General features: G+C 44.2%; 27 protein-coding genes. 11 read left to right on the top strand and 16 right to left on the bottom strand.

Going from position 1 to position 24,126, the window contains the following annotated elements; translation table 11 throughout:
- Positions 1-57 precede the first annotated feature (57 nt).
- The 15 genes from R7190_RS05950 to R7190_RS06020 all read right to left on the bottom strand — a co-directional run bounded on the left by R7190_RS05950 (position 58) and on the right by R7190_RS06020 (position 11,127).
- Positions 58-288: a hypothetical protein gene (locus R7190_RS05950; RefSeq protein ID WP_017820907.1), complete on the bottom strand. Its 231-nt coding sequence runs from the start codon at positions 286-288 to the stop codon at positions 58-60.
- 129 nt (positions 289-417) lie between these two features.
- Positions 418-1,056, bottom strand: coding sequence for a DJ-1/PfpI family protein (locus tag R7190_RS05955; RefSeq protein WP_025766741.1), 639 nt, complete (start codon positions 1,054-1,056; stop codon positions 418-420).
- A gap of 161 nt (positions 1,057-1,217) precedes the next feature.
- On the bottom strand, positions 1,218-1,616 hold the full coding sequence (locus R7190_RS05960; protein ID WP_017820909.1) for a VOC family protein: 399 nt from the start codon (positions 1,614-1,616) through the stop codon (positions 1,218-1,220).
- 205 nt (positions 1,617-1,821) lie between these two features.
- A complete protein-coding gene (locus R7190_RS05965) occupies positions 1,822-2,460 on the bottom strand; it encodes a hypothetical protein (RefSeq protein WP_054865570.1) in 639 nt (212 codons plus the stop codon).
- A 126-nt stretch (positions 2,461-2,586) separates the two neighbouring features.
- The gene (locus R7190_RS05970; protein WP_005377826.1) at positions 2,587-3,036 is read right to left on the bottom strand and encodes a nuclear transport factor 2 family protein; all 450 of its coding nucleotides are present in this window, start codon (positions 3,034-3,036) and stop codon (positions 2,587-2,589) included.
- A gap of 163 nt (positions 3,037-3,199) precedes the next feature.
- A complete protein-coding gene (locus R7190_RS05975; protein WP_065274430.1) occupies positions 3,200-3,589 on the bottom strand; it encodes a lysozyme inhibitor LprI family protein in 390 nt (129 codons plus the stop codon).
- A 403-nt stretch (positions 3,590-3,992) separates the two neighbouring features.
- Entirely contained in the window at positions 3,993-4,244 is a 252-nt protein-coding gene (locus R7190_RS05980) for a TIGR03643 family protein (protein ID WP_005377824.1), read from the bottom strand.
- A 98-nt stretch (positions 4,245-4,342) separates the two neighbouring features.
- Positions 4,343-4,843 (bottom strand): GNAT family N-acetyltransferase, encoded by a 501-nt coding sequence (locus R7190_RS05985; protein WP_053306918.1) that lies wholly within the window; start codon positions 4,841-4,843, stop codon positions 4,343-4,345.
- 150 nt (positions 4,844-4,993) lie between these two features.
- Entirely contained in the window at positions 4,994-5,374 is a 381-nt protein-coding gene (locus R7190_RS05990; protein WP_138939935.1) for a hypothetical protein, read from the bottom strand.
- A gap of 153 nt (positions 5,375-5,527) precedes the next feature.
- Positions 5,528-5,932 (bottom strand): DUF1801 domain-containing protein, encoded by a 405-nt coding sequence (locus tag R7190_RS05995; protein ID WP_017633973.1) that lies wholly within the window; start codon positions 5,930-5,932, stop codon positions 5,528-5,530.
- 141 nt (positions 5,933-6,073) lie between these two features.
- Positions 6,074-6,406, bottom strand: a complete 333-nt coding sequence (locus R7190_RS06000) for a YnfA family protein (protein ID WP_005377819.1) — start codon at positions 6,404-6,406, stop codon at positions 6,074-6,076.
- A gap of 64 nt (positions 6,407-6,470) precedes the next feature.
- Entirely contained in the window at positions 6,471-6,938 is a 468-nt protein-coding gene (locus R7190_RS06005) for an Sbal_3080 family lipoprotein (protein ID WP_005385757.1), read from the bottom strand.
- Between the two features lie 418 nt (positions 6,939-7,356).
- The gene (locus tag R7190_RS06010; protein WP_186584308.1) at positions 7,357-8,040 is read right to left on the bottom strand and encodes a DUF4336 domain-containing protein; all 684 of its coding nucleotides are present in this window, start codon (positions 8,038-8,040) and stop codon (positions 7,357-7,359) included.
- 249 nt (positions 8,041-8,289) lie between these two features.
- The gene (locus R7190_RS06015) at positions 8,290-9,765 is read right to left on the bottom strand and encodes a Na+/H+ antiporter NhaC family protein (RefSeq protein WP_005377816.1); all 1,476 of its coding nucleotides are present in this window, start codon (positions 9,763-9,765) and stop codon (positions 8,290-8,292) included.
- Positions 9,766-9,783: 18 nt separating this feature from the next.
- On the bottom strand, positions 9,784-11,127 hold the full coding sequence (locus R7190_RS06020; protein WP_017820915.1) for a glutamine synthetase family protein: 1,344 nt from the start codon (positions 11,125-11,127) through the stop codon (positions 9,784-9,786).
- Positions 11,128-11,467: 340 nt separating this feature from the next.
- Here R7190_RS06020 and R7190_RS06025 point away from each other — a divergent pair, with 340 nt between their 5' ends.
- From R7190_RS06025 to R7190_RS06065, 9 genes are all read left to right on the top strand, one after another.
- Positions 11,468-12,214 (top strand): gamma-glutamyl-gamma-aminobutyrate hydrolase family protein, encoded by a 747-nt coding sequence (locus tag R7190_RS06025; RefSeq protein ID WP_005377814.1) that lies wholly within the window; start codon positions 11,468-11,470, stop codon positions 12,212-12,214.
- A gap of 18 nt (positions 12,215-12,232) precedes the next feature.
- Positions 12,233-12,790 carry an HTH-type transcriptional regulator PuuR gene (puuR, locus tag R7190_RS06030; RefSeq protein ID WP_005377813.1) on the top strand — a complete coding sequence of 186 codons (558 nt, stop codon included), beginning with the start codon at positions 12,233-12,235 and terminating at the stop codon, positions 12,788-12,790.
- Positions 12,791-12,825: 35 nt separating this feature from the next.
- Positions 12,826-14,310, top strand: coding sequence for an aldehyde dehydrogenase (locus tag R7190_RS06035; RefSeq protein WP_186584306.1), 1,485 nt, complete (start codon positions 12,826-12,828; stop codon positions 14,308-14,310).
- Positions 14,311-14,347: 37 nt separating this feature from the next.
- Entirely contained in the window at positions 14,348-15,625 is a 1,278-nt protein-coding gene (locus R7190_RS06040) for an NAD(P)/FAD-dependent oxidoreductase (protein ID WP_054574096.1), read from the top strand.
- A gap of 17 nt (positions 15,626-15,642) precedes the next feature.
- Positions 15,643-16,509, top strand: a complete 867-nt coding sequence (gene aguB, locus R7190_RS06045) for an N-carbamoylputrescine amidase (RefSeq protein WP_033905196.1) — start codon at positions 15,643-15,645, stop codon at positions 16,507-16,509.
- A gap of 12 nt (positions 16,510-16,521) precedes the next feature.
- The gene (gene aguA / locus R7190_RS06050) at positions 16,522-17,604 is read left to right on the top strand and encodes an agmatine deiminase (RefSeq protein ID WP_017633979.1); all 1,083 of its coding nucleotides are present in this window, start codon (positions 16,522-16,524) and stop codon (positions 17,602-17,604) included.
- 54 nt (positions 17,605-17,658) lie between these two features.
- Complete coding sequence (locus tag R7190_RS06055) at positions 17,659-19,086, top strand: NAD-dependent succinate-semialdehyde dehydrogenase (protein WP_017633980.1); 1,428 nt, start codon at positions 17,659-17,661, stop codon at positions 19,084-19,086.
- A gap of 14 nt (positions 19,087-19,100) precedes the next feature.
- Positions 19,101-20,372, top strand: coding sequence for a 4-aminobutyrate--2-oxoglutarate transaminase (gene gabT / locus R7190_RS06060; RefSeq protein WP_025766730.1), 1,272 nt, complete (start codon positions 19,101-19,103; stop codon positions 20,370-20,372).
- A 519-nt stretch (positions 20,373-20,891) separates the two neighbouring features.
- The gene (locus R7190_RS06065) at positions 20,892-22,214 is read left to right on the top strand and encodes an EAL domain-containing protein (protein WP_318137527.1); all 1,323 of its coding nucleotides are present in this window, start codon (positions 20,892-20,894) and stop codon (positions 22,212-22,214) included.
- Positions 22,215-22,257: 43 nt separating this feature from the next.
- Here R7190_RS06065 and R7190_RS06070 read toward each other — a convergent pair whose 3' ends face one another.
- Positions 22,258-23,142 carry a DMT family transporter gene (locus R7190_RS06070; protein WP_025766728.1) on the bottom strand — a complete coding sequence of 295 codons (885 nt, stop codon included), beginning with the start codon at positions 23,140-23,142 and terminating at the stop codon, positions 22,258-22,260.
- Between the two features lie 110 nt (positions 23,143-23,252).
- On the opposite strand from R7190_RS06070, the gene R7190_RS06075 reads away from it, so the two are divergent.
- Both R7190_RS06075 and R7190_RS06080 read left to right on the top strand, forming a co-directional pair.
- Positions 23,253-23,735, top strand: coding sequence for a MarR family winged helix-turn-helix transcriptional regulator (locus tag R7190_RS06075; RefSeq protein WP_005377802.1), 483 nt, complete (start codon positions 23,253-23,255; stop codon positions 23,733-23,735).
- A 23-nt stretch (positions 23,736-23,758) separates the two neighbouring features.
- On the top strand, positions 23,759-24,112 hold the full coding sequence (locus R7190_RS06080; RefSeq protein ID WP_017633985.1) for an MmcQ/YjbR family DNA-binding protein: 354 nt from the start codon (positions 23,759-23,761) through the stop codon (positions 24,110-24,112).
- Positions 24,113-24,126 lie beyond the last annotated feature (14 nt).

Genomic DNA, 24,126 nt, shown 5'->3' on the forward strand with positions numbered 1-24,126 from the left:
GAGCCGTCTATAAATTATGTTGCGTGCCACTTGCTGTGGCTTTAGAGACACTGACTACTAATCTAAATTATCTGGCGTGTGAAGATTGGTGCCGCATATTGTACATTTGTAGTCACCAGTCGCTTCGCCTTCCATTAATGAGCTAATTATTGCTGCAAATAGACCAGAGAAGAAACCTTTAGCTTTTTTCTCGGTCTTTTCCTGCGCTTTAGAGAAGCTTTCGTACCGATGTAGCGTTACTTCTTTACAATTACAGCAAAACGCTCTTGTCTCTTCAGAACCGTACATTTTTACCAATTGATTTACTCCCTGTAAGTTAATTTCCCCAAGTGGCGTTATGTTCAAGGGTAAGTCACACAAGACTGATGTGTGACTTACCCTAAACACTAAAACTAACGTAATGTAAAACACCACATGTTATGAATGATTATTTAACGCCTTGTTATCCGAGCTTGCTAACTCTGCTGATTGAATAGTTGTGGTAATAAGCTCTTCAAATAGATCTAATTGCCCAGCAGGTATCAATTGATTTTGTATAGCTTTTCGTTTGTTTGAGTCAAATAGCCGCTCTGTTAACCAACCAATTAGATACATCAGTGAAAGACAGCCACCAGCCGTCGCTACATTACCGTCTATCACGAGAGGCAGATCCTGAACATCTCCTCCCATACTTTGTAGAACATCCTTTGCATCTGGGTTTGTTGTTAATCGCTTGCCTTTTAGTAAACCTAGTTCATGGAGGATGAATGATCCCGCACAAATCGAACCTATTAGCTGCCTATTTGGATCAAGATTCAACGCTGACATAAATTCAGCATCTTTTAAAGCGGCTGGAATACCCCGTTTGCCGCTTGTAATAAGAACGACATCTTGATTCGTCACCTCAGAAAGGTGTCCGTCTGTTTTAACTTTCATACCGAGGTGGGAATGATGTTCAGATTTAGTTCCAAGTATACTTACTGTCCAACTGTCGGTTGTGCGCCCCAGCAAGTCATACATAAGAAAGAAATCGATATCCGTGAAATCATCAAATAAAACAACGCCGATTTTATACATAACATTTATCCTTTTGGACTTACTCGTAAGTCGCAAAATGTGTAGTAGGAGGGGGTATTCGATACACAAGCTTCTGCTAAGCACCTTAAACACCAAACGCGGTGCAAACTAACAATGCCATGTGTGCCAAATCCCTATTATAAAACTTTGTTATGTTTGTTTTACGAGCCCGCCCAGAAAAACTCAACCCTAATACCACTTGGGTCGTAACACATTAAATGTTTTGCGGGTCCTGTCTTAACAAGCTCGGGACCAAACTCAATTTCGATTCCCGACGCCATAAATTGATCACGCAACTCATCGAGTTGCTTCTCAGTCTCTACGAGTAAAGCTAAGTGATGCAAACCAATATTCGTTTTTCTGTCAAATGGAGTGGCGGCATCAGCCTTAGCCGCCCATAGTGTAAGCATGATATGCCCATCACTCACAAATATTGCCGGGTAGTCTGGGTTTCTTTTTACTTCACTCCAACCTAATTGTTCAGTGAAAAACTTCGCGCTTGCTTCTAGGTTAGATACGGTTAAACCTACGTGGTGTATGCCTTTTGTTAACACAGTCACTTTGTTTCCTTACTCGTTTTAATGGCTATCAAACAAAGATAACTCGATAAAAAGTAAGCATCAATACACATATATTGATTAACTTCGTCAATCTATTCGAATACGGTAATCCAACTGGAAACATAACATTGTAAACAAGAAACCCAATCTTGAACTAAAAATTAAACTTAGAGTTCATTCTTAAGTGCTGTATTAATCAAATACATTAATAGCCATAATATTTAAGCCAGCCTATAGGGCATATCATTCCATTAAAGGTTTGAATGTTCTTATTCAAGCTAACGTCTTCCAATTTGTAACAGTGAACAACATTACTAGTCGAAGTAGATGCTGGTGTTGAATACGTCACAGGTTTAGAAGCGTTTGCTTTATGTATTTCATGTGCTCGCTGCTGGTTTATCGCCACTTGATTCTTGTGATTGTTAACTTCTCGCAATCCAGATTCTAAGGGTAGGTGCCAATCCTTACATGTTGTTCCTAAACCATCATTCTGAGACTGATATTCTGATAACGCTACACGAGCTTCATTTACAGACTGATCGATATCGGACTGATCGACTAGCCAAGTAGAAAAAGAATAGTTAATGGCCTCTCGATAGTTTACGGATTGCTCTAAGCTATAAGCATCGGAGTGAAAACAGGCCTCTACCACTGCCCATTGAGTCGATAGGTTTGATAATACGTTTTCAGGTATAGGCTGAAGCTGGCTTTGCGTAGACTGGCAACCGGTTAGAAGAAAAGGGACAGGGAGTAGTTTTAGAAAAAATTTTTGGTTCATTTTAATTTTAAAATTAGTGCAATCTTTTTCATTATCATAATACAGGACGATTGAAGAAAGTAGCATTTCTATCAGTAAGGGAATATAGCTAACGCACTGATAAGGTGTGAGTAAAGCGATATCAAAGCCCTTAACACACCTTAACTACGAATACTACCGCATAACAAAGATGCTATGCGGTAGCGGTAGTATTCAGGCTTGAACAGTTTGTCGCACGTTGCTCTCGCCTGACAGCACGGAAATTCTCTCAAAATCTCGACTCGGGAAGTCAGGGTCTACGTACACAAACATACGACTTATCATTTTTCCTTCAAACTCAAATACACTACAAAAACGCCCTGTGGAAACTTTGTTGTCCGGCCAAGAGGTACCATCACTCATTACGCCGCCTTCCTGTCCTTCAACAATGACCTTGTTTCCAGCAGTCGTTATTTGAAAGCCGTCTATGTCGTGCCAGATACTAATCAACGAGCTACCAATCCTATTGCCAAACTCCACTAAGGCACTCTTTCCTTTCGCTTGCCCAAATTTAGGAAAGAAAAAATCAACATCCTCTGAGAATAGATCCAGATAGCTAGGATCACCGGCATCTATTTTCTCGAAATACTTAACTACTAGCCCAACTAAATCGTCTTTTTCCATAATTATTTCACACCCATATTAGCTTTACGCACAACGCAGGGTTAAGTAGTAAGCGGAGCGACCACTCAACCTGAACGTTTGCATCTTAAACACCGAGTACATTTAAACTGAAATTGCCAAGAGTTGCGAATCTTATTGAAGTGCTTTGTTAGATGTAATCCGTTTAGCCTACGTATACTCCATTGAAGTACTCGACGCGTTCTAACGTCATTCTTAACTTACACTCTTCAATCTGGACACCTTGCCAGGGTGAGGGTGTGGAAGACAGGCCCGTAAATTCACATTCGGCGTCTCTGTATTTTAGCCAAGCTCTTTGGGCCTTTCGAAATGGCTCTACCAGTTCGGTCTGAGACCATGTTTTCCTTAGTGCTTTTTCTTCCTCACCTATTCTAGCGATTGCTTCCTTGTAACTTTCGTTAAGCTCTTTATCTGCAGATTCCATCTTCTTTTCTACACACTGATAACCAGCCATAACGCCCCCGCCTTTTACTTTGCAGGGATCTTCAACATCATCAGAAGCCAAGCAAGGTAAAGAAACCAACGCAAACATCATAAGTAATTTGTTCAAAATTGCCTCCAAGCTCCGAGTGCTTGTTAAACCGTTATCCGCTATTTTTCCTTTTTAATCATGCAGCTTTTTATCTGTGCCTTCAAAGATAAAATAGAAGGTTAGTGATTCTAGTGCCTAAACAGAAGGTAAAAGAGATTGATACACGGATTAAATGACGCCTTAATCTGAGTTACTTTTAGTGGGCGTTTTGTATCAATCTTTTCTGTGGAATCATTAGTTTGATGGCGACTGAGGACGTTAAGATGACTCCCATTGAATTTATTATCGCCCTGAAACACTAGGTTGAATTAAGTGGTGACTATTCCCCTCCAATCATGAAGTTGGTTCAAAGGTAGGGCGATAAATGTTGCGATTCGTAATAAAAATTTATGCCAAGTGCAGTTCGCTATCGCGGCTTATATTGAGTTGGGCAATAACCTCTAATGATGTCTGAGTTTCGTAGCTTGTTGTGTTTTGTATTGCGCCCCGAAACCCTTTTACGCCACAATTTAAAGCTACTTGATTTGAGCCGGCTACGCATAAACTGAATCACGTCGGATTCATTCAAACCAAATTGAAATTCGATAGCCTCAAATGGGGTGCGGTCTTCCCATGCCATTTCTATTATTCTTGACTCAGTTTCCGAGGTCAGTTTCATTTCAAATAACCTATTTTAGAAAAGAGATTTCTACGACGGAAATTGAGTCTTGGTTCAAATGTTCTTATATGCGTGCTTAGTGTTTAGCGACTTAACACCTACAAAAACTTCTCAATGAGGACTTCGTCTACGTATTTCCCACGAACTTTTGCATGCTTCTTCGCGGTCCCTACGATTTCGAAGCCTTGTTTGAGATAGGCTGATAACGCTCGCTCATTATCGCCGCGAACGTACGCAAATAGTTTTTCGTAACCCTTTTGTTTGGCTACTTCGAATGTCGATTTGAAAAGCTGTTTAGACACACCTTGGCCACGAGCACCGTCACTAACAAACGTACCAATTATGCCAACATGGTCAAAAGCTTTTGTATATTGTGCAAATGGCTCGATATTTTGGAAACCTATGACTTGTGAGCTATTTTCGGATAAAGCGACTGTAAACACGCCCCGTTCTGGGAAATGAGTAATGAACTCTTTTTCTTCTTCAGGTGTGAAAGGCGTATCTAATACAGTGTATAAACCTTCAATAATGATGGGGTTGAGGACGTTTGTAATGCCTTCAGCATCACCTAAAGTTACCTGACGTACAATTAAATTCATGCCACTTAGCTCCTATTAAAATTAGGGCTGCTTTGTACATGAGTTGGAGACTTGCGGCAACAAGTAACGTCATTAAGTCGTAAAGAATATACCTATTACACTTAAACGGCGGTTAATCGTGCTGATTGTTACTTTAGTATTTCTGATATATCACTTTTTAAGTGACGGCTTAACTTCTACAGAATATTTCCACATCACGATCCCGTTTTCTACAAGATCATAACTCGCGCTTTGACCCTCGGAGTTGAGCACAAATACCGGCATTTCCATCCTTGACGTAGAGCCATCTTGGTTGCATGACATGGTAGCTTCAAGCTGTATACTATTTTTGCTCGGTTCTGAAAGGGTCCCTAAGTACGTGCAGCCGTCGACAAAACTGGTTTTGCTTTTTCCTTTAGAGGATATTTCAAAAGTCGGAAAAATGAATGTTGATTGAGGCTCTGTTACTACCACATTGACTTGATAGTTCGTCGCTGAAAAAGCATTGAAATGAGCTCCAAGCATAAGTAAGAACAAGATTTTTGATTTCATAAACTCTTCTTTATTTCGATATTACTAGTTTGGTTACGGCGCTATTAACGTGACCACTTAATCTAAAACTTTACTGCGGAAGCATTAAAAAGGATACAAAGGTAGAGTAGTTGAATATGGTTAATCGGCCGTAAATAGTTTTATTAAGCGATCTTACATACCTAAAAGAGGTAAGTTCTTTCGCTTTTGATAGGTTAATGCTAATTCTAAACAGGTCTTGATTGAAGCTTCTGGCAAAGGTGCTGATAAAGATAGAATTATTGCTCGATTACCCTGAAACTCAAGTGAGTCACTATACAGTTCGCGGAATGTGTCGACGAGCTTAGTTTGGCAATTAAAGAACAGATAATAACGACTAGGCGTTTTCTGTTTCCAATCCATCCTTACCGGGCTACCTGTTTTCACACTGTAGCTTGGCTCTCCCCATTTTAGAGATTCTTCAACTTCCCCCAGTTTTAATTCAGAAGCGATAGTTAAGACGATATTTCGTAGCTCTTCTATCCGAATACGCACATGTTTTGGATACTCATCAAATCTTGCCTTCACTGCATGGTTCATTAGTATCTCCTATAAATAGCGCTGTTTTGGGGTGAAGCCCAAGCGTACTTTGGCTATGTAGCAATTACGTCATAATGTTATTAATCAATAAATCTAGCACATAGCCAAAATACTAAGCGTAAGGGTTTCCCTCGGTTACGTTTAGGATGCTCTGGGTGAAAACATGATGATTGACATGCCAAGCATAGCGACAGAAACCCCCACTATGTCCCAGAGCGTTGGTCGAACGCCGTCGATACACCACAACCATAGAATTGCGACAAAAATATAGACACCACCGTAAGCGGCATAAACTCTGCCAGTTGCGGTAGGATGTAAAGATAGAAGCCAAGCAAACATAGCAAGGCATAGCGCTGCTGGTACCAAAAGCCAAACTGACTTATCTTCCTTTAACCAGAGATAAGGTAAGTAGCAGCCTAATATTTCTGCAATGGCGGTTATAAAGAAAAGCCCAATGGTTTTGACTTCAGTCACTTAAACATTCCTATCTTTCTCTACAAATATATGATGCTTGTTAAATGGGCAATTGTTCGGCTCATTACATTTCGCCCAGCTTAATCTTGGATTGAGCCTCACTCACGGTTTGTTTACCGAATAACAGATCCATCATCGAAATGATTCGTTTGTTGTCTTTACCCCATTTATCTGGATTCGCGCTGTTTGGTGCTTTAAATTCAACTTGTCCTACTTTTTCGTTATTTTTGTAGGCTTTGATCTGAGCATCAGCGATAAATGTTCTAAAATCCCAGCTCCAGCGTGATACGTAAGTAAGTGTTAGCTCAGAGCTAACAGGAGGCGTGCCGTCGCTTACGACTGTGCATTTATGGGCGGTATCCAAACACCAGTCTTGCATCGAATCTAAGAAAACATCTCGCGTGGCGTTGTCTTTTACGATGGTGATTTCCTTGCTCTGATTTTCTTTCGAGATTGTTTCTACCGTATACTTTGGTGCCGCACATGCAGCTAATAGAATAGGCAAGCTTAGAATGATGAGTTTTTTGTGCATCTTATGTCTCTTTTTTTTAAATTTATATATTCAAACAACTTCAAGATACTGAGTTCAACGAGAATAACTAACAAGCATGGCAACTGTTATTAACAAAACCTTTAGAGTAGAAGGGTTTGTTTCGGGAGTATGCCAATGTCTCGATGCAAAATAATTAGTAAGAGATTGCTATTGCGTTATGTTAACTCTTGAACTTATGTCCGTATCAATGTCCAGAATTCTTCGCATTGAAGTTTTTGAAGTGCAATTCTAACGGAATTTTAAATTGCTGCATAATGCTCAATTAAGAGGAATAGGGGAGCTTATCGTTAAACATAACGTGTAGTGCTGTAAATTCGTCCCTAAGACTAAGCTAAAAGGGCCTAATGTTTTAAAATAGCTTCTTGTCTATTCTGTTGTGTGAGTTTTCAATGTTGTCTCATACTAGCCACTTAAAAGAGCGCTGTAAGAACTCGTCTGCATTATCAAGGACGATTTCACCGTGAGCCATAACCAATATATTAGGTTTCCAAGACAGCAATTTATTTAAGTGTTTTCGAGCCTCTTGTTTGCTAAACATAAAACTTAGGCGCCAATCCAAAGGCATTTTTCCATTCGGAGCAAGAATACCGGCCCCTTTAGCCACAAACCGCTGCCAGTAGTTAAAGTCCTGGCCAGAAAAATTCTCGACGAGGTCAGTAACAATTAAGGTCTTTGAAAGTCGATGATAAAACACACACTCTTCCATTAATGGAGAGCCAGAAAATAGTTCTTGTTCAACCTCAGAGTTCCAAGCATTACCGCCTTGGTTAAGTGAAGCGTGAAAGTGTATATCACGGCACTTCTTAATGACTTCATCTGTGCCATAAACTTCTGCGCTAGGATAGGCAAATACCCATTCAGATAAGAACAAGTGGTGTAAATGATTAGGAGCGATTAAGTATTTCACTTGGCCTAGATTGTTGATTTGCTCTCTAATCGAATTTGATAACTTAATTGGACTATGAACCCAAAGGCCACCATCAGAAAGCCTAACAATAGTCATACGAGTGGTGTATGGGAGTCCTAAGAATTGGACGGGATCTCCGTCAAATATCCATATCTCATGGGCTAACTTTTTCATGTCTCTCCAACCGTTAACACTGTATTAAGGCGGCATTTAAGTTACTCAAAAGCTGCCTTGCTGCACAATAAACGCTTCGCTAAGCGTAAACCAAAAATATTAGGTTTACCAAACCCTTATTGAGTGCAGATGTATATCTTTGAGTGTTTTTATACTGAACGGACGTAAAGTCGTTTTAAGAGGATCATTTGACTTGATAGAACAAAACCCCGCTATTTTTGAGCAGGGCTTTGCAATTAGATAAAGGGGCTAACCGATGATGAAGAAGAAAATCGCGGTTGCAACAATACCAATCAACGCATAAGGAAACTGTGTGGTTGCGTGTTGCATTGCTGTACAGCCTGAACCTTGTGCAGATAACACGGTTGAGTCACTAAAGAAACAAGAGTGGCTCCCTGCCGCTGATGCTGAAAGCAGCGCTGCAACGGTTAAGTGTAGAGGCACACCAAGCTGTTCGCCCAAAGGTAGAACAATTGGCATCGCTACTGCAAACGTTCCCCAAGACGATGCCGTTGCAAATACCAACGCGCCCGTAATCATAAAGATAATCGCAGGGAAGTAAGACGCTGACAGGTAAGGGCTGACGGTCTCAATGACATACTGCGTGACGCCCAATGAGTCGTTGACCGATTTCAACATGAAACCACCAATAACGGTCGCAAGCGGCAGTAGCATAACCTTAATGCCATCATAAACAGCTTCGAACATGTCGTTCATCGAGATCAGTTTTTGTGCGCCGTAAAAGCTAATAGTAAAGATTAACGCGACGAAAACACCAGCAAGTAGATCGATACCAAAATACCAACTTGCGGCAACAAGTACGATCATTGGTAACAAGAAGTTGACAAGGCCCATGGTTGGGTTGGTATGTGCAGAGACATCGGGACCAAAGTCGACATCTGTTGCACCGTCTGGACGAACTTGACCATTCTTCGCACGCTTCTCTGCCTTTTTCATCGCGCCTAGATCTGGGATCTTTTCCATTGCAACCAGCAAAACAATCACCAGCGTTACCCAGCCGTAAGCCATGTATGGAATAGCTTCAATGTATGCTTTGATACCATCTCCCGCTTCTGCTACTCCGTTTGCTTCTAGCAAAGAACTGAAGAAAATTGCCCAAGTGGAAATTGGTACGAGGATACAGATAGGTGCGGCGGTTGAATCCACAAGATATGAGAGTTTTTCACGCGAGATTTGGTAGCCGTCCGTAACTTTTTTCATTGAGGAAGAAATTGCAATCGCATTCAAATAATCGTCGATAAAGATCAGAATACCTAAAGCAAAGGTCATCAGCATCGATTGCTTACGGCTTTTTACTTTCGTGACTAGCATGTCGGAGAAGCTTAAGATACTGCCGCCTTTCTCCAAAATAGCAATTAGGCCGCCCATCAAACCACAAACTAGGATGATCCAGGCAATAGTTTCATCCATCATCACACTCATGGAAATATCAACAATCTGTTCTACCGCTTCAGTTGGGTTAAGCAGAAGAACACCGGCAATAGCGCCGCTAAAGAGGGCTTCCACAGTTCGGTGTGTTGTCAGCGCAAAGACCAATACCAACGCCGTTGGTAAAAGACTCATCCATCCGTAGGCTTCGCCTTCCTCATGGTTCAAACCGATTGTGGTAAAAAAGACAAACGTCGCAACCGAGATTAAAGAAACAATAATGTGTTGAGAGTTGATTTTAAGAGGCGCATCCAGCGCCTTGGTCTGCGTAGTCATAAAGTTCATTTCCTTTGTTTATGCCGAGTGCAACATCCAGTCGATTTCCAATGGAGTAATCGCTCGCTCAAATTCTGCGAGTTCACTCTGTTTGCAAGCTAGATACAAATCGATAAAGTCTCTTGAGATGTATTGAGCCAGCTCACTGTGCTCCAGTCGCTCTAGAGCTTCTGACATACGCAGAGGTAACTCAATTGCATCATCACTGAGAGTCGGTGGACATTGATCTTTGGTGTAGCTTTCACTCGCTAATACTGCGGAAAGTACTACTGCAGCGAGAATGTATGGGTTAACGTCAGCGCCTGCTATACGATGCTCTATACGGCGATTTTTGCTATCGCTGATAGGCACACGCAACGCAACACCGCGGTGGTTTTCTCCCCAATCGGCTTTGGTTGGGACGTAAGCGCCAGGAACAAAGCGACGGTAAGAGTTAACGTTAGGACAGATTAGGGCCATGGCATCGGATGTTTGTGACAGCATCGCTGCCATGGTTTGATAGAAGAAGGCGCTCGCTTGACCGTCTGGTTGGCTAAAGTGGTTGTTACCATCTGTATCAACCAAGCTGAGGTGAATGTGCATGCCATTACCCGCTTGCTCACTAAAAGGTTTCGCCATAAATGTGGCGTCAAATCCGTGCTGATGAGCGACCTGGCGAATCAAGCGTTTTGCGATGATGATTTCATCACATGCTCGAAGTACATCTTTAGAATGGTTGAAGTTGATTTCGAACTGCCCTGGTGCCGATTCAGATAGGGCTCCGGAAGTGTTTAAACCTTGTTCTAATGCAATTCGATTAAGGTCGGCCAAGAAATCAGCGTAGTCATCTAGTCCATCAAGGTCGTAAACCTCGGTATCTTTTTCTCGAGTTTTTTTCGTGGGGTTAATTGCCGTTAATGGTTCGCCATTTTCGCCGCGGGTTTTGTCTATTAAATAGAACTCCAGCTCGAGCGCGACGCAAGGATATTGGTCTTTAGCATGCAGTGTTTGCAATATAGAAGCGAGAATGTTTCGGATGAACAGTGGGTTAGGGTGCTGCCCGGTTTCATCCATCATACTAAGCAGTAGCTGACCAACTTGTTCTTTTGCCGTCGGCATTAAGGTGCCGCTGATTGGATAGCAGAGATTATCTGGTTCTCCGAGATCTTCTCCCAACCCTGCTGTTTCAACGACGTTACCTTTGGTATCTAGGGTGATGGTCGAAAGGGGGAGGGCAACACCTTTATTCAGTTTTTCTAGAGCATCTATCGGGATGCGTTTTCCTCTTGGGGTGGCATTTATATCGGTAAAGATGAGATCGATAAATTCAATATCGGGCCATTTTTGTTTAAAATTTTGTACTTCCTGTAGATACGATTCCATTTTCTTCTCCAAATAGCCTGACGAGTAGAAATTAGAAATAACCAAATTAACAAATAAATTACAGTACTCTGAGCGAGTTGTTTGTTTTTTAGGTTATTTTTAATTTAAACATGCACTTACACTGTGTTTTTGATGTTTAACGGCTGGTTCTTATGTCTTTCTGTTAACTATTTTGTAACAGTTGGTTTTGTTTTGTTCAATATAATGAGCATAAATATTCAGTTTTGAAGCCTAAAAAGTGCGTCAGATCACGTTGTGACGATAATAATGGTCATCTGTGTTGATAATTTTGTACATGGTTTGTAGGGTTTGTGTTAAATAAATTGAACATGGACATATCATGGCAGATACACACAAACCCATCATTGGTGTGGTTAGCTGCGCTAAAGAGTTGGGTGGCTATCAGATACAAGCGGTCAACGACTTTTACCTTCGCGCCATAAAGGATTTTGGAGGGCTACCGATTATGTTGGCTCCCGACATGTCGGGCGATGACGTAACCACCATCCTAGACATATGTGATGGTTTTCTTTTTCCTGGCAGCCACTCTAACGTTGCGCCACATCGATACAATGCAACGCACGAAGAGAGCTACAAAGATGAAGCTCGTGATGAGCTCTCATTCACGTTAATTCGTCATGCGGTTGACCAAAACATTCCGTGCCTTGGTATTTGCCGTGGCTTTCAAGAGATGAATGTCGCACTTGGTGGCTCGTTAAACCCAGCCGTTCATGACTCCGGCTTCAATGACCATCGTGAAGCGCCTGTTGAAGATTTCGAACAAAAATACGCGCCAGCACACGCTGTACTAGTTCAAAAGCAGAGCTTATTTGAACAATGGCTGGTGCAAAATCATTGGGAAAATACCACCTTCTTTGAAGTGAACACACTACACAACCAAGGCGTCGATCAGCTTGCTCCTCTATTACAAGTAGAAGCTAAAGCCCCGGATGGCTTGGTAGAAGCATTTAGTCTTCCTAATCAAAAATTTTTCGTTGGCGTGCAGTGGCACCCAGAATGGGAAGCAAAAACCAATCATTTCTCTCAAATTTTGTTCAATGAATTTATGATGGCTACCTCTCGTTAAACGTTTGGAGCTGTATGAATGGACAATCAAGAGATTGGTAAAAATATTGTTCAGTTACGAAAAAAACATGGATTGTCACAAAGGGAACTAGCCGAGCGCGCTGGTATTACCCACAGTGCAATCTCATCCATTGAAAATGGCAAAGTGAGCCCGTCGGTCAGCTCACTACAAAAAATCGTTAATGTATTTTCTTTATCGTTATCAGAGTTTTTCACTTTTGAACAACCTTCGAACGATGAAGTGAAAGTAGTCATCAAGCCGTCAGATCTTGTGGAAATCGGGAGCGAGACGGTGTCCATGAAACTGGTAACGAATGGCGACAAAGATCAAGTCATCGGATTCTTGATCGAGGAATACGCACCTTATGGAACCACTGGTGCGGCAGAAATCAAACACGAAGGCGAAGAGATTGGCACCGTATTAGAGGGTGAAATCACTCTGGAATATAAAGGGCAATCTCATGTCATAACAGCGGGCGAGTCGTACATTATTGATACGACGAAGCCCCATCGATTTACTAATCACACAGACAAGGCTTGTCGAATGATAAGTGCGCATACGCCAACCACATTTTAGTGGGGGCTTGCCTTGTGTGATCACAAGGAGAGCGTATGAAAACCCAAGAGCAATGGATTGAACTAAAAAACAATCTAAACATCGAAAACAGGGCGTACATTAACGGTGAATACAGTGCCGCTTTAACAGGGCAAACCATCCCGGTAGTTAACCCAGCAACAGATGAGATATTCACCGAAATCGCCCGTTGCCAAAATGAAGATGTTGATCTCGCGGTTTCATACGCTCGCCAAGCATTTCAATCCGGTCAGTGGAGCGAGAGCAGCCCAGCTCATCGCAAAGCAGTGCTTAAACAGTTTGCTGACTTGATTGATCAAAACCAAGAAGAATTGGCTCTGCTAGAAACGCTTGATACCGGTAAGCCTATCTCTCACAGCTTCTCTACCGATATTCCTGGCGCGGCGAGTGCATTACGCTGGTACGCAGAAGCAATCGACAAAGTATACGGCGAAGTTGCCCCAACCGAAAAAGATGTACACGCTTTTATTTCTCATCAACCAATTGGTGTGGTTGCTGCGGTTGTACCGTGGAACTTCCCCCTTTGGCTTGCGTGCTGGAAGCTTGGTCCTGCTTTAGCCGCTGGTAACAGCGTGATTCTAAAACCGTCAGAAAAATCTTCTCTCACCGCGATATTTCTAGGTCAACTTGCTTCTCAAGCGGGCTTACCAACAGGCGTTTTCCAAGTCATTACGGGTTTTGGTCATGAAGCTGGCGACGCGCTGGCGAAACACCAAGACGTAGACTGCATCGCCTTCACAGGCTCGACGCGCATTGCAGGTCAACTGATGGTCAGATCGGGTGAGAGCAACCTAAAGCGTGTGTTTGCAGAAGCGGGCGGCAAGAACGCGAACATCGTGTTTGAAGATTGTGATGATTTAGACCGCGCAGCAGCAGACACCGCTGCAGGGTGTTTTTACAACCAAGGTGAGGTGTGCGTCGCGGCAACCCGCCTGCTTGTTCACGAAAGCATCAAAGAGCAGTTTATAGAAAAAGTTATTCAAGCGTCGAAAGCGTTCACGCCAAAAGACCCAATGGACCCAAGTTCATCAATGGGTGCGCTCATCGACCAAGATCATAAATCAAAAGTATTGGAATACATCTCGTTAGGTGAATCAGAAGGTGCAAACGTACGTTGTGGCGGCGATGTCGATGGGCAGGGCGCATTTGTTTCCCCAACCATTTTAGACAACGTCGACAACAAGATGCGTGTCGCCCAAGAGGAAATTTTTGGTCCGGTGCTGTGTGTCATTCCATTCAAAGACGAAGCGCAAGCAATCGAGATCGCTAACGATTCGAAGTACGGCTTAGGCGCGGCACTCTGGAGTAGCAATATCAACCGCGTTCATCGCGTAGCAAAACGACTGCAAGCCGGCTCGGTTTGGGTTAACAACTACAACGAAGGTGACATGACGGTTCCATTTGGTGGATTCAAAATGAGTGGAAACGGTCGAGACAAGTCTCTCCACGCGATTGAAAAATTCACCGAAACCAAAACCACTTGGATTCGCCTCCATCCTTAAGCCTGCTGACGATTACGATAAATAAAGGAATAGTTCTATGAACAAGCATACGGATTCGTTCTACGCGCACTCTGTGCCAAACATGCCGGAATACCCACAGTTGCAAAACGACATCGAGTGCGATGTGTGTGTAGTCGGTGCGGGATTTTCTGGTCTTTCTTCTGCACTACACCTTGCAGAAAAAGGTTTTAAAGTTGTTGTGCTAGAAAGCGCAAAAGTGGGCTTTGGGGCAACTGGTCGTAACGGCGGCCAAATCGTTAATAGCTACAGCCGAGATGTTGACGTGATTGAAAGCCGTTACGACCAAAACCAAGCCAAAGCTCTGTGCGATATGATTTTTGAAGGCGGCGATATCATCCGTGGTCTGATCGACAAATACGACATCAACTGTGATTACAAGCAAGGCGGCTTGTTCACGGCACTGAATAGTAAACAACTCAAAGGGCTAGAAGAGCATAAGAAGAACTGGGAGCGTTACGGCAACGACCAACTGACTCTGCTTGACGCAGGAGAAGTAGAACAAGCGGTAGGGACCAAAGTGTACACTGGTGGCTTGTTGGATATGCGCGGTGGTCACATTCACCCGCTTAAACTCGCGTTAGGTGAAGCCGCTGCGTTTATTTCTCTGGGTGGCCAAATCTTCGAACAGTCGGCGGTCGTGTCGATTGACAAAGGGATTAACCCAGTAGTCAAAACGGCGCAAGGTAGCGTGAAGAGCAAGTACGTGGTTTTGGCAGGTAACGCGTATCTTGGTGGGTTGGCACCAAACATCAGCAACAAAGCGATTCCGTGTGGCACACAAGTGGTGGCGACTCAGCCTTTGAGTGATGAGCAGCTAAAACAAGTGCTGACCAGTGACTACTGCGTTGAAGACTGTAACTACTTGCTTGACTACTTCCGCTTAACCGCCGACAAGCGTTTGTTATTCGGAGGTGGCGTGGTTTACGGCGCACGTGACCCAGAAAACATTGAAGCATTGATTCGTCCGAAGATGGAGAAAGTCTTCCCACAATTGAAAGGCATCAAGATTGATTATACCTGGACGGGTAACTTCTTGCTGACTTACTCACGCATGCCGCAATTTGGCTCGTTTGCAGACAACATTTACTACCTACAAGGCTACAGCGGTCACGGTGTAACGTGTACTCACCTCGCAGGCAAGTTGCTGGCAGAAGCATTGACCGGACACGCTGAACGTTTCGATGCGTTTGCTGCACTGAAACATTACTCCTTCCCAGGTGGCCGCCACTTCCAAATTCCGTTTACGGCAATGGGCGCGGCTTACTACAACCTACGTGACAAACTGGCGATTTAAGAGATAAGGAATATCCAATGAGCAAAGTGGTGAAATTTGCAGCCCTTCAACTGACGAAAAGCTGGGATCTGGAAGATAACCTAGCCAAAGCAAAAAAGGCGATTCGTGAAGCAGCACAAAACGGTGCGAACGTGATTCTTCCGCAAGAGCTGTTCGCTGCGCCTTACTTCTGCAAAAAACAGGAAGCAAAGTATTTCGAGCTTGCAGAAGAAACGGAGAATTGTCGTCTTATTAAAGAGATGAGTGCGTTGGCTAAAGAGCTCGGCGTCGTTATTCCAGTCAGTTACTTTGAAAAAGCGGGCAACACGTTTTTTAACTCGCTAGTGATGATTGATGCCGATGGTACGGTACTAGATAACTACCGCAAGTCACACATTCCTGATGGCCCGGGCTACAGCGAAAAGTACTATTTTAGCCCTGGCGATACCGGTTTCAAAGTGTGGCAAACCAAGTTCGGTAAGTTCGGTGCTGGCATTTGTTGGGACCAATGGTTTCCAGAGCTTGCACGCAGCTTGGCTCTGCACGGCGCGGAAGCGATTTTTTACCCAACTGCAATCGGTTCTGAGCCTCAAGATCCGACACTGGATTCACGTGATCACTGGCAACGTACAATGCAAGGTCACTCGGCAGCAAACCTCGTTCCAGTCATCGCGTCAAACCGAGTTGGTACTGAGGTCGATGATGGTATCGAGACCACGTTCTACGGCTCTTCTTTTATCACTGACCACACTGGTGCAAAAATTGCCGAAGCACCACGTGAAGGTGAAACCATCATTTACGCAGAAATCGATCTCGCTGCGATAGCGAAAGCGCGTCATGCGTGGGGCTTGTTCCGCGACCGTCGTCCAGACCTCTACACCAGCGTTGGCAAGCTAGCTGTTTAAAGAGGCGTTAGTATGAAGTTATCGACAACACCAGCGCAAGATGGCTTCTATTTTCCGGCTGAGTTTCAGCCGGTTAGTGAAGTTTGGCTAGCGTGGCCAGAAAGGAAAGACAATTGGCGTGATGACGCATTACCCGCGCAAGAAACCTTCGCCAGAATCGCGAACTTAATCGCGGAAGTGACCAAAGTGTGTGTGGCGGTGTGCTCGCACAACTTTGACCGAGCGCGTCAAATGCTTCACTCAGATGTACGTTTGGTGGAAATCCCATTTAACGATGCGTGGATGCGAGACATCGGGCCGACCGTGCTTGTTAACCAAGCGGGCGAGCGCCGTGGGATTAGTTGGCAATTCAACGCGTGGGGCGGCGAATACAACGGCCTTTACGACAACTGGCAGCAGGACGATCTTGTCGCTGGTTCGGTGTGCGACATCATCGGTATTGATCATTACCGCGCACCGTTTGTACTTGAAGGTGGGGCGATTCACACCGATGGTGAAGGCACCCTTTACACCACAGAAGAGTGCTTACTTAGTCCGGGGCGAAATCCACAGTTGAGCAAAGCGCAAATTGAAGAGCAGTTAAAGGCGTATCTCGGTATCGAAAAAGTCATTTGGTTGCCAAATGGTTTATTCAATGACGAAACAGACGGCCATGTTGACAACCTGATGCACGTTATCGCTCCGGGTAAGGTGGTACTGAGTTGGACCGATGACCCAAGTGATCCGCAATACGCGTTATCTCGTCAAGCGGAACAAGTACTGAAATCTCAGCACGATGCGAAAGGGCGCAATATTGAAATTGTCCGTTTGCCATTACCGGGTCCGTTGCATTACAGCGAGCGCGAAGCCAATGGCATTGACGCCAGTTCGGGAATGAGTCGACAAGCTGGCGAACGCCTAAGTGCCTCTTATGCGAACTTTCTTATCGTCAACGAGCATGTGTTCTTGCCGATGCTGGACGAAGAGACCGACGCTATGGCGATCGATATTTTGCAAAACGCGATGCCGGAATACCAAATCATCGCGATACCGTCGAGAGAGGTTCTACTCGGCGGAGGGAACATTCACTGTATTACGCAGCAGATCCCTGCTTAAACATGAACTCGCCGCTGGCTTAGCGGCGATGATGAGTTGTCAAAAGGAATGACCATGCAACAGATACAAAACCAAAGCCTTGTTTCGTTTATGGTAGCGAATCCACAACAGGGCATTGCAGTGACTAATCCGGCGACCGGAGAACTCCTCGGGTACGCACCAGTTTCAACCGAAAACGACATTTTAAATGGCATTGAACGTGCCAGTGTGGCGCAGAAAGAGTGGGCGGCACTGCCAGCAAAAATGCGTGCTGGCATGCTCAATCGTTGGTTCCAACTCCTGTTAGAAAACAAAGCCGACCTTGGCCGTTTGATGACGTTAGAGCAAGGTAAGCCGCTAGCGGAAGCTCAAGGTGAAGTGCTTTACGGCGCGAGCTTTATCGAATGGTTTGCTGAAGAAGCGAAGCGTACCTACGGTGAGACGATTCCTGCGCCAAGTGCGGACAAGCGTTTGGTGACCATCAAACAGCCAATTGGTGTCGCCTGTGCGATTACACCTTGGAACTTCCCAATTGCGATGATCACGCGCAAAGCAGGGCCAGCTTTAGCAGCAGGCTGTAGCTTTGTGGTAAAACCATCTGAATCTACGCCGCTGTCTGCGTTTGCGGTTGCAGAGCTTGCCTATCAAGCGGGTATCCCACGCGATGTGCTGCAAGTGGTATTGGGGGAAAACTCCCGTCAGGTCGGTGCTATCTTCACTTCACACCCGTTGATTCGTAAGTTGTCTTTCACTGGCTCTACTCAAGTCGGTAGCGTGCTGATGCAGCAAAGCGCGGCTGACATCAAACGTACATCAATGGAGCTCGGTGGCAACGCGCCATTTATCGTATTCGATGATGCGGATATTGATGCAGCTGTGGCAGGCGCGATGGCGTCGAAATTCCGTAACGCAGGTCAAACGTGTGTTTGTGCGAACCGTTTCTATGTACACAGCAAAGTGTATGACGAATTCGTTGCTAAGTTTGACGCTGCGGTTCAGCAGCTCAAAGTTGGTAACGGATTGGAAGAGGGGGTCAACATTGGTCCAGTGATCAGCGAGTCAGCGAAGCAAGGCATTCAGACGCTTATTGATGGTGCTATCGAGCAAGGCGCGAAGCCGGTTTCAGAGCTTAAAAAGCTCGATGGTCTATTTATGCAGCCAGTGGTTCTCAAAGACGTTACTCACGACATGAAGATTGTTTCCGAGGAAATCTTTGGCCCTGTCGCGCCAGTGATTCGTTTTGACAGCGACGAACAGCTAGTCGAAATGGCGAACGACACCATCTACGGTCTCGCGTCGTACTTCTACAGCCAAAACATTCACCGTGTTTGGAAAATCGCAGAAGCGCTCGAATACGGCATGGTCGGCATTAACGAAGGTATGATCTCTACTGAAGTGGCTCCTTTCGGTGGTGTTAAGCAGTCCGGTATCGGACGTGAAGGTGCAAAACAAGGTATCGATGAATACATGGACGTGAAATATCTCTGCTTTGGCGGCAACTAATTAAGGACAAAACAATGACAAACCAACAACTACACGAAAGAAGAAGCCAAGTTATCGCTCAAGGTATGGGCGCACTGTACCCACTTTACGTCGAGAAAGCAGAAAACGCTTACGTATGGGATATTGAAGGCAATAAATACATCGACTTTGCAGCGGGCATCGCGGTAACTAACACCGGGCATTCTCACAAGCGCATTAGCGAAGCGGTAAAAGCTCAGCTGGACAATTTCTCACACACGTGTGCGATGGTTACGCCATACGCGTCATTCGTAGAGCTGGCTGAAAAGCTGACAGAACTTGCACCGGGTGAGACTAAGAAGAAAGCGATCTTTCTAACCACTGGCGCCGAGGCGGTCGAAAACGCAGTGAAAGTAGCGCGCGCTCATACTGGTCGTAGCGGCGTGATAGCGTTCAAAGGCGGCTTTCACGGTCGCACAAATATGACGATGGGGTTAACCGGTAAAGTAGCGCCGTACAAAGCAGGTTTTGGTCCTTTCCCGAATGAAATCTACCACGCGCCGTACCCAAATGCGTTCCACGGCATCAGCATTGAGCAAAGCTTACAAGCGATCGACGACCTATTTGCGTGCGATATTGAACCTTCACGCGTTGCGGCGATCATCTTCGAGCCAGTACAAGGCGAGGGCGGCTTCTACAAAGCACCTGAAGCGTTTGCACAAGGCTTGCGTCAGCTGTGTGATAAGCACGGTATTATGCTGATTGCCGATGAAATCCAAACGGGTTTTGCTCGTACCGGTAAAATGTTTGCAACAGAATACCTAGGCATTGAACCTGACCTAATGACAATGGCGAAAGGCATTGCTGGTGGTTTCCCAATCTCAGCGGTAGTTGGGAAAGCGGATGTGATGGATTCTGCACTACCTGGTGGTTTAGGTGGCACTTATGCGGGCTCGCCACTTGGCTGTGTTGCTGGTCTTGAAGTACTGAAAATTATCGAAGAAGAAGACTTGTGTGCTAAAGCAATGGGTATCGGTGAAGTGGTCAATGCTCGTATGACAAAACTGCAACAGTCAGTGCCTGCTATCGGTGAAATCCGTACTACAGGTGCGATGATGGCGATTGAATTTACTGATCCTGAAACGGGTGAGCCGCTACAAGAGATGACCAAAGCGGTGATTTCTAAAGCGCAAGAAAATGGTCTGATTTTGCTTTCTTGTGGGGTAAAAGCGAACGTGATTCGCTTGTTGCCGCCGCTAACCATTGAGCCTGAAGTGCTTAGTGAAGGTTTAGATAAGTTGGAAAAAGTGATTCTTGAAGTGGCGTAATTCACGCGCTTTTAAATAGCAATAACAAATCAAGGAAGCGGTTGGTATCAATCGTTTCCTTTTTGTTTTTTAGCGTATCTGCTGCCTATCTAAAAAGTATTGCTCAAGCTCCAAGTCGTCACTTTTATTACGGATGACTTAACAATTGGGCTCGTTCTTACTTTCCACTTAGTCGCTACTTTGTTCTCCTCGAATGTGGTTTGGTGCTCACATTCTAAATCCCGACATCTGAAAGCCACTTGAGTCTATAATTTTATTGAGCGTCATTCCTCACTTTTTGGACTATAAAAATGAGATAGTATTCATATCCCACTTAGGTTGCTTGACAGATTAGCAGGACGAACTTTGATAACAAAGAATACAAGGTATGCCATTTTACTCGGCTTAGTTCCCATCGCCATATTTGTAGTGGCCTTTCATTCGATAACCAACTTTTACGTCAACTCGGTAAAAGCGTCGAAAATAGATGCTTACGTAGATTATTTAAATCAAAGGTCTGCCTATTTGGACGGAGCAATAGTGAAGCAGATTGCTCAGTTAGATTTTACTTGTAGTGATAGTGATGTAAGAACTTTACGCGACCCACGTTTTTATAACCGTTACATTCGTTTTATTGCGATGACCACAGAAGGCGGAAAAACGTGTTCCACGGTTGGTAGTGAAGTGTCTCGCCCATCTAGTAGTGAACGATTTCAGATGGATGAAAACTTTTTCGCATCACTTATTTTGCCGCAACAGAATGACCAAATAGAGTGGATGGTCATTTATGATAATGAACACGTTGAAGTCTTCTGGGTACTTGATAACAGTTGGGTTAACGAGGTAATAAAAACGCCTTGCAAAGACTGCCTATTTATAGAGTTTAAGTATGATGAACCAATATTTGGTGATTTAACGATAAGCCGTGGCAAAGCGAATATTGCAGGAGAAGAAAACGCACTGTCAAAAGAGTTTTTCTTTTCAGGAGATTCTCAAGCCAACATGCTCATAAAGATATACAGCGGTGAAAAACTTAAACATTATGCTCAGGAAAGAGTACTTTTGTGGGGCGGTCTTGTAAGTGTGCTTGCTGGTCTTGTGACTGCCTTTGCATACATATCTGGTAAAAGCTTGAGAAAATCCATTACAGGTCTAATTGAAAATGGGATTAGTAATACAGAATTTATTCCTTACTACCAGGCGATTGTCGATAGTCGCGATGGTAAGACAGTAGGATATGAAGCTCTGATTCGATGGTCGCGACGTGATGGAATGGTGCCACCAAATATGTTTATTGGTGCTGCAGAAGAAAGTGGCCTGATTATCCCGATGACCAATCAGCTCATTCGTAAAATCATACAAGACTTAAGTGACTTGCCCGAGCATACGTGGGTCAGCATCAATATTGTTTCCTCCCATTTAGAGTCAGGCGTATTAACGAAGTTGCTGTCGGAGTTAAATTGGCCAATCTCGAATAGAATTCATTTTGAGTTGACCGAGAGAATACCAGTAAAAGACACTGAGGCCGCGAAAAAAGAGATTTTGTATTTAACGAATAAAGGCTACAAGTTCAAAATTGACGATTTTGGTACCGGATATGGTGGCTTTTCTTACCTACAAGATTTGGGCATCCGGTGTGTAAAAGTGGATAAGATGTTCATTGATCCAATAGGATCTGACGATCAAAAGTTGAAAGTGCTGGACTCAATTGTGTCTGCAGCGAACAAAGCGGAATGTGAGATGATTGCAGAAGGTGTAGAGAGCCAGGCTCAAGTCGAATATCTGGCTCAGCATGCGATTTACCTTATTCAAGGTTATGTTTACGCTAAACCAGAGCCCCTGACTAACCTTGCAAGCGCTTAACAGCCATAACGTCATAACATCCCGCTTTAAAGGTGCCAGTTTCCTAGGTTAGCGCGGCTCTTTTCGTTTTGATTGACGTAATGAGCTGAGGTAGTAATGACATTACGATCATTCCTAGCATTAAGCTGTATTGCAGAGGAGTGAACGTTTCCCCCAATAGCAGTAGGCCCGAAACAATGCCTGCGACTGGGTTTGCAATACCACCAAAGGTAAAATCTACGACCGACATCCGCTGTAATAACCATACATACATGCCATACCCTAATGCGGTGTTCAGAATAATTACCCAAAGTAACCCTAGAATATTCGTCATGGATACGTCCTGAACGACAGTAACATATGGCTCTGGATTGTTTATCGCCAGCACACTTGTTGCGATAGACATAATCACGCCACCCAAAATGAGCTGCCATGTTAACACTGTCCACCAGTGCATTTTTGTACCTAGTGACTTTGTTACGCTACTTCCTATCACGATGCACATAATGGCGGAGATCATCGCAAGTAATCCCACGGGGTCGAGAGAAATAGAGCTAGGATCAAATAAGAACCAAGCTAAAGCAATCAAAGTTGCGCCGCTTATAGCTTGGATGCCACTAGGCTGGCGTTTGTAGACCGCCCAACCAAACAGCATCGCAAAAACGGGGACCGAAACCATACCAACACCAGAGATGGCAGAAGGAAGCGTCAACGCCATGACAAAAATGAGACCAAAGAAGCAAGCGATGTTGATGGTTCCTAAAACAAGCAGCACCTTCCACTCACTTCTTTTCGGAAACGACGGCTTTATTGCCAGCAACAAAAGACCCGCAGGCAGTGCCCTTAGAGCGCCAAGTAAAACGGGAGGCCAATCCGGTAGAGTAAACTGAGTAACAGCGTAAGTCGTCCCCCAAAAAAAGGCAGGAATCATCGCAAGTAAAATGTTCATGTTAAATATCTTTATGTAGAGATAATTAAATGTAACGATATCGGTAAGGTGGCTTTTTGTAAAGTATCTTTATGTTAAAATAAAAAATATATGATGTTTGGAGAGAAATAATGGATGCAATTGATAGAGTGGTAGAGCAGTGGGCTAGGGAGAAGCCAGACCTCGACACTGAACCGATGGCAATAATGGGTCGACTAATGCGAATTGCAAAACACATGGAATCTAGGGTCGCCGAGCTACATAAGAAGTACGATCTGAAAATGGGTGAATTTGATGTGTTAGCGACACTGCGTCGAGCTGGTTCACCATATTGTCTTACTCCCTCAGCGTTAATAGAGTCGATGATGCTCACTTCGGGTGCGATGACTAATCGCTTAGATAAACTAGAGAAGAAAGGGTTTATCACCAGAACCCATAGTAAAGAAGACCGACGTAGCGTCACCGTTGAACTAACAGGGCAAGGCTTAACCTTAATTGACAAGCTAATTTTGGAGCATGTAGACGTTCAGCAATCGTTATTGCATGGTTTAGAAGGCAATGAAAAAGAGCAGGTTAACCAGGCGTTAAAATTGCTATTGCCACAATTTGAATGAGAACGCAGAAGGAGGCAGGGGATATGAAAAGCAAAGAACTAGAACAATACTTAAGTACCTTCATGTGTGCAGAAAGCGATTTCCCATTTGGGCCTGAAGCGCTTGTATACAAAATCAAAGGCAAGATGTTTGCCATCATTGCAGAGAGAAACGGTCGGGAGTATGTCAGCGTAAAAGTAAAACCAGAAGATGGAGAAGTCTTAACGTCGCAGTTTACGGATATTATCCCGGGTTATCACTTAAATAAGCGTCATTGGATAACGGTTTATTTTAACGGTGATGTCGAGGATGGGTTGATTCAAGACTTGTGTGAACGCTCTTATGCTCTTGTCGTTGCCAAGCTGCCGAAAGCACAACGAGCGTTGCTTGGTGAGTAATCGGCAACGCACTG

This window comes from Vibrio sp. 1078-1, assembly GCF_033340475.1.

Excerpts from the sequence above, each read along its gene's own strand:
- R7190_RS05950 (WP_017820907.1), bottom strand. The coding sequence starts at position 288 with ATGTACGGTTCTGAAGAGACAAGAGCGTTTTGCTGTAATTGTAAAGAA.
- R7190_RS06080 (WP_017633985.1), top strand. The coding sequence starts at position 23,759 with ATGAAAAGCAAAGAACTAGAACAATACTTAAGTACCTTCATGTGTGCA.
- R7190_RS05965 (WP_054865570.1), bottom strand. The coding sequence starts at position 2,460 with ATGCTACTTTCTTCAATCGTCCTGTATTATGATAATGAAAAAGATTGC.
- R7190_RS06010 (WP_186584308.1), bottom strand. The coding sequence starts at position 8,040 with ATGAAAAAGTTAGCCCATGAGATATGGATATTTGACGGAGATCCCGTC.
- R7190_RS06035 (WP_186584306.1), top strand. The coding sequence starts at position 12,826 with ATGAAAACCCAAGAGCAATGGATTGAACTAAAAAACAATCTAAACATC.
- R7190_RS06055 (WP_017633980.1), top strand. The coding sequence starts at position 17,659 with ATGCAACAGATACAAAACCAAAGCCTTGTTTCGTTTATGGTAGCGAAT.
- R7190_RS05970 (WP_005377826.1), bottom strand. The coding sequence starts at position 3,036 with ATGGAAAAAGACGATTTAGTTGGGCTAGTAGTTAAGTATTTCGAGAAA.
- R7190_RS05955 (WP_025766741.1), bottom strand. The coding sequence starts at position 1,056 with ATGTATAAAATCGGCGTTGTTTTATTTGATGATTTCACGGATATCGAT.
- aguA (WP_017633979.1), top strand. The coding sequence starts at position 16,522 with ATGAAGTTATCGACAACACCAGCGCAAGATGGCTTCTATTTTCCGGCT.
- R7190_RS05990 (WP_138939935.1), bottom strand. The coding sequence starts at position 5,374 with ATGAAATCAAAAATCTTGTTCTTACTTATGCTTGGAGCTCATTTCAAT.
- R7190_RS06015 (WP_005377816.1), bottom strand. The coding sequence starts at position 9,765 with ATGACTACGCAGACCAAGGCGCTGGATGCGCCTCTTAAAATCAACTCT.
- R7190_RS05995 (WP_017633973.1), bottom strand. The coding sequence starts at position 5,932 with ATGAACCATGCAGTGAAGGCAAGATTTGATGAGTATCCAAAACATGTG.
- gabT (WP_025766730.1), top strand. The coding sequence starts at position 19,101 with ATGACAAACCAACAACTACACGAAAGAAGAAGCCAAGTTATCGCTCAA.
- R7190_RS05980 (WP_005377824.1), bottom strand. The coding sequence starts at position 4,244 with ATGAAACTGACCTCGGAAACTGAGTCAAGAATAATAGAAATGGCATGG.
- puuR (WP_005377813.1), top strand. The coding sequence starts at position 12,233 with ATGGACAATCAAGAGATTGGTAAAAATATTGTTCAGTTACGAAAAAAA.
- R7190_RS06075 (WP_005377802.1), top strand. The coding sequence starts at position 23,253 with ATGGATGCAATTGATAGAGTGGTAGAGCAGTGGGCTAGGGAGAAGCCA.
- R7190_RS06020 (WP_017820915.1), bottom strand. The coding sequence starts at position 11,127 with ATGGAATCGTATCTACAGGAAGTACAAAATTTTAAACAAAAATGGCCC.
- R7190_RS06025 (WP_005377814.1), top strand. The coding sequence starts at position 11,468 with ATGGCAGATACACACAAACCCATCATTGGTGTGGTTAGCTGCGCTAAA.
- R7190_RS06070 (WP_025766728.1), bottom strand. The coding sequence starts at position 23,142 with ATGAACATTTTACTTGCGATGATTCCTGCCTTTTTTTGGGGGACGACT.
- R7190_RS06040 (WP_054574096.1), top strand. The coding sequence starts at position 14,348 with ATGAACAAGCATACGGATTCGTTCTACGCGCACTCTGTGCCAAACATG.
- R7190_RS06005 (WP_005385757.1), bottom strand. The coding sequence starts at position 6,938 with ATGCACAAAAAACTCATCATTCTAAGCTTGCCTATTCTATTAGCTGCA.
- R7190_RS05985 (WP_053306918.1), bottom strand. The coding sequence starts at position 4,843 with ATGAATTTAATTGTACGTCAGGTAACTTTAGGTGATGCTGAAGGCATT.
- aguB (WP_033905196.1), top strand. The coding sequence starts at position 15,643 with ATGAGCAAAGTGGTGAAATTTGCAGCCCTTCAACTGACGAAAAGCTGG.
- R7190_RS05975 (WP_065274430.1), bottom strand. The coding sequence starts at position 3,589 with ATGATGTTTGCGTTGGTTTCTTTACCTTGCTTGGCTTCTGATGATGTT.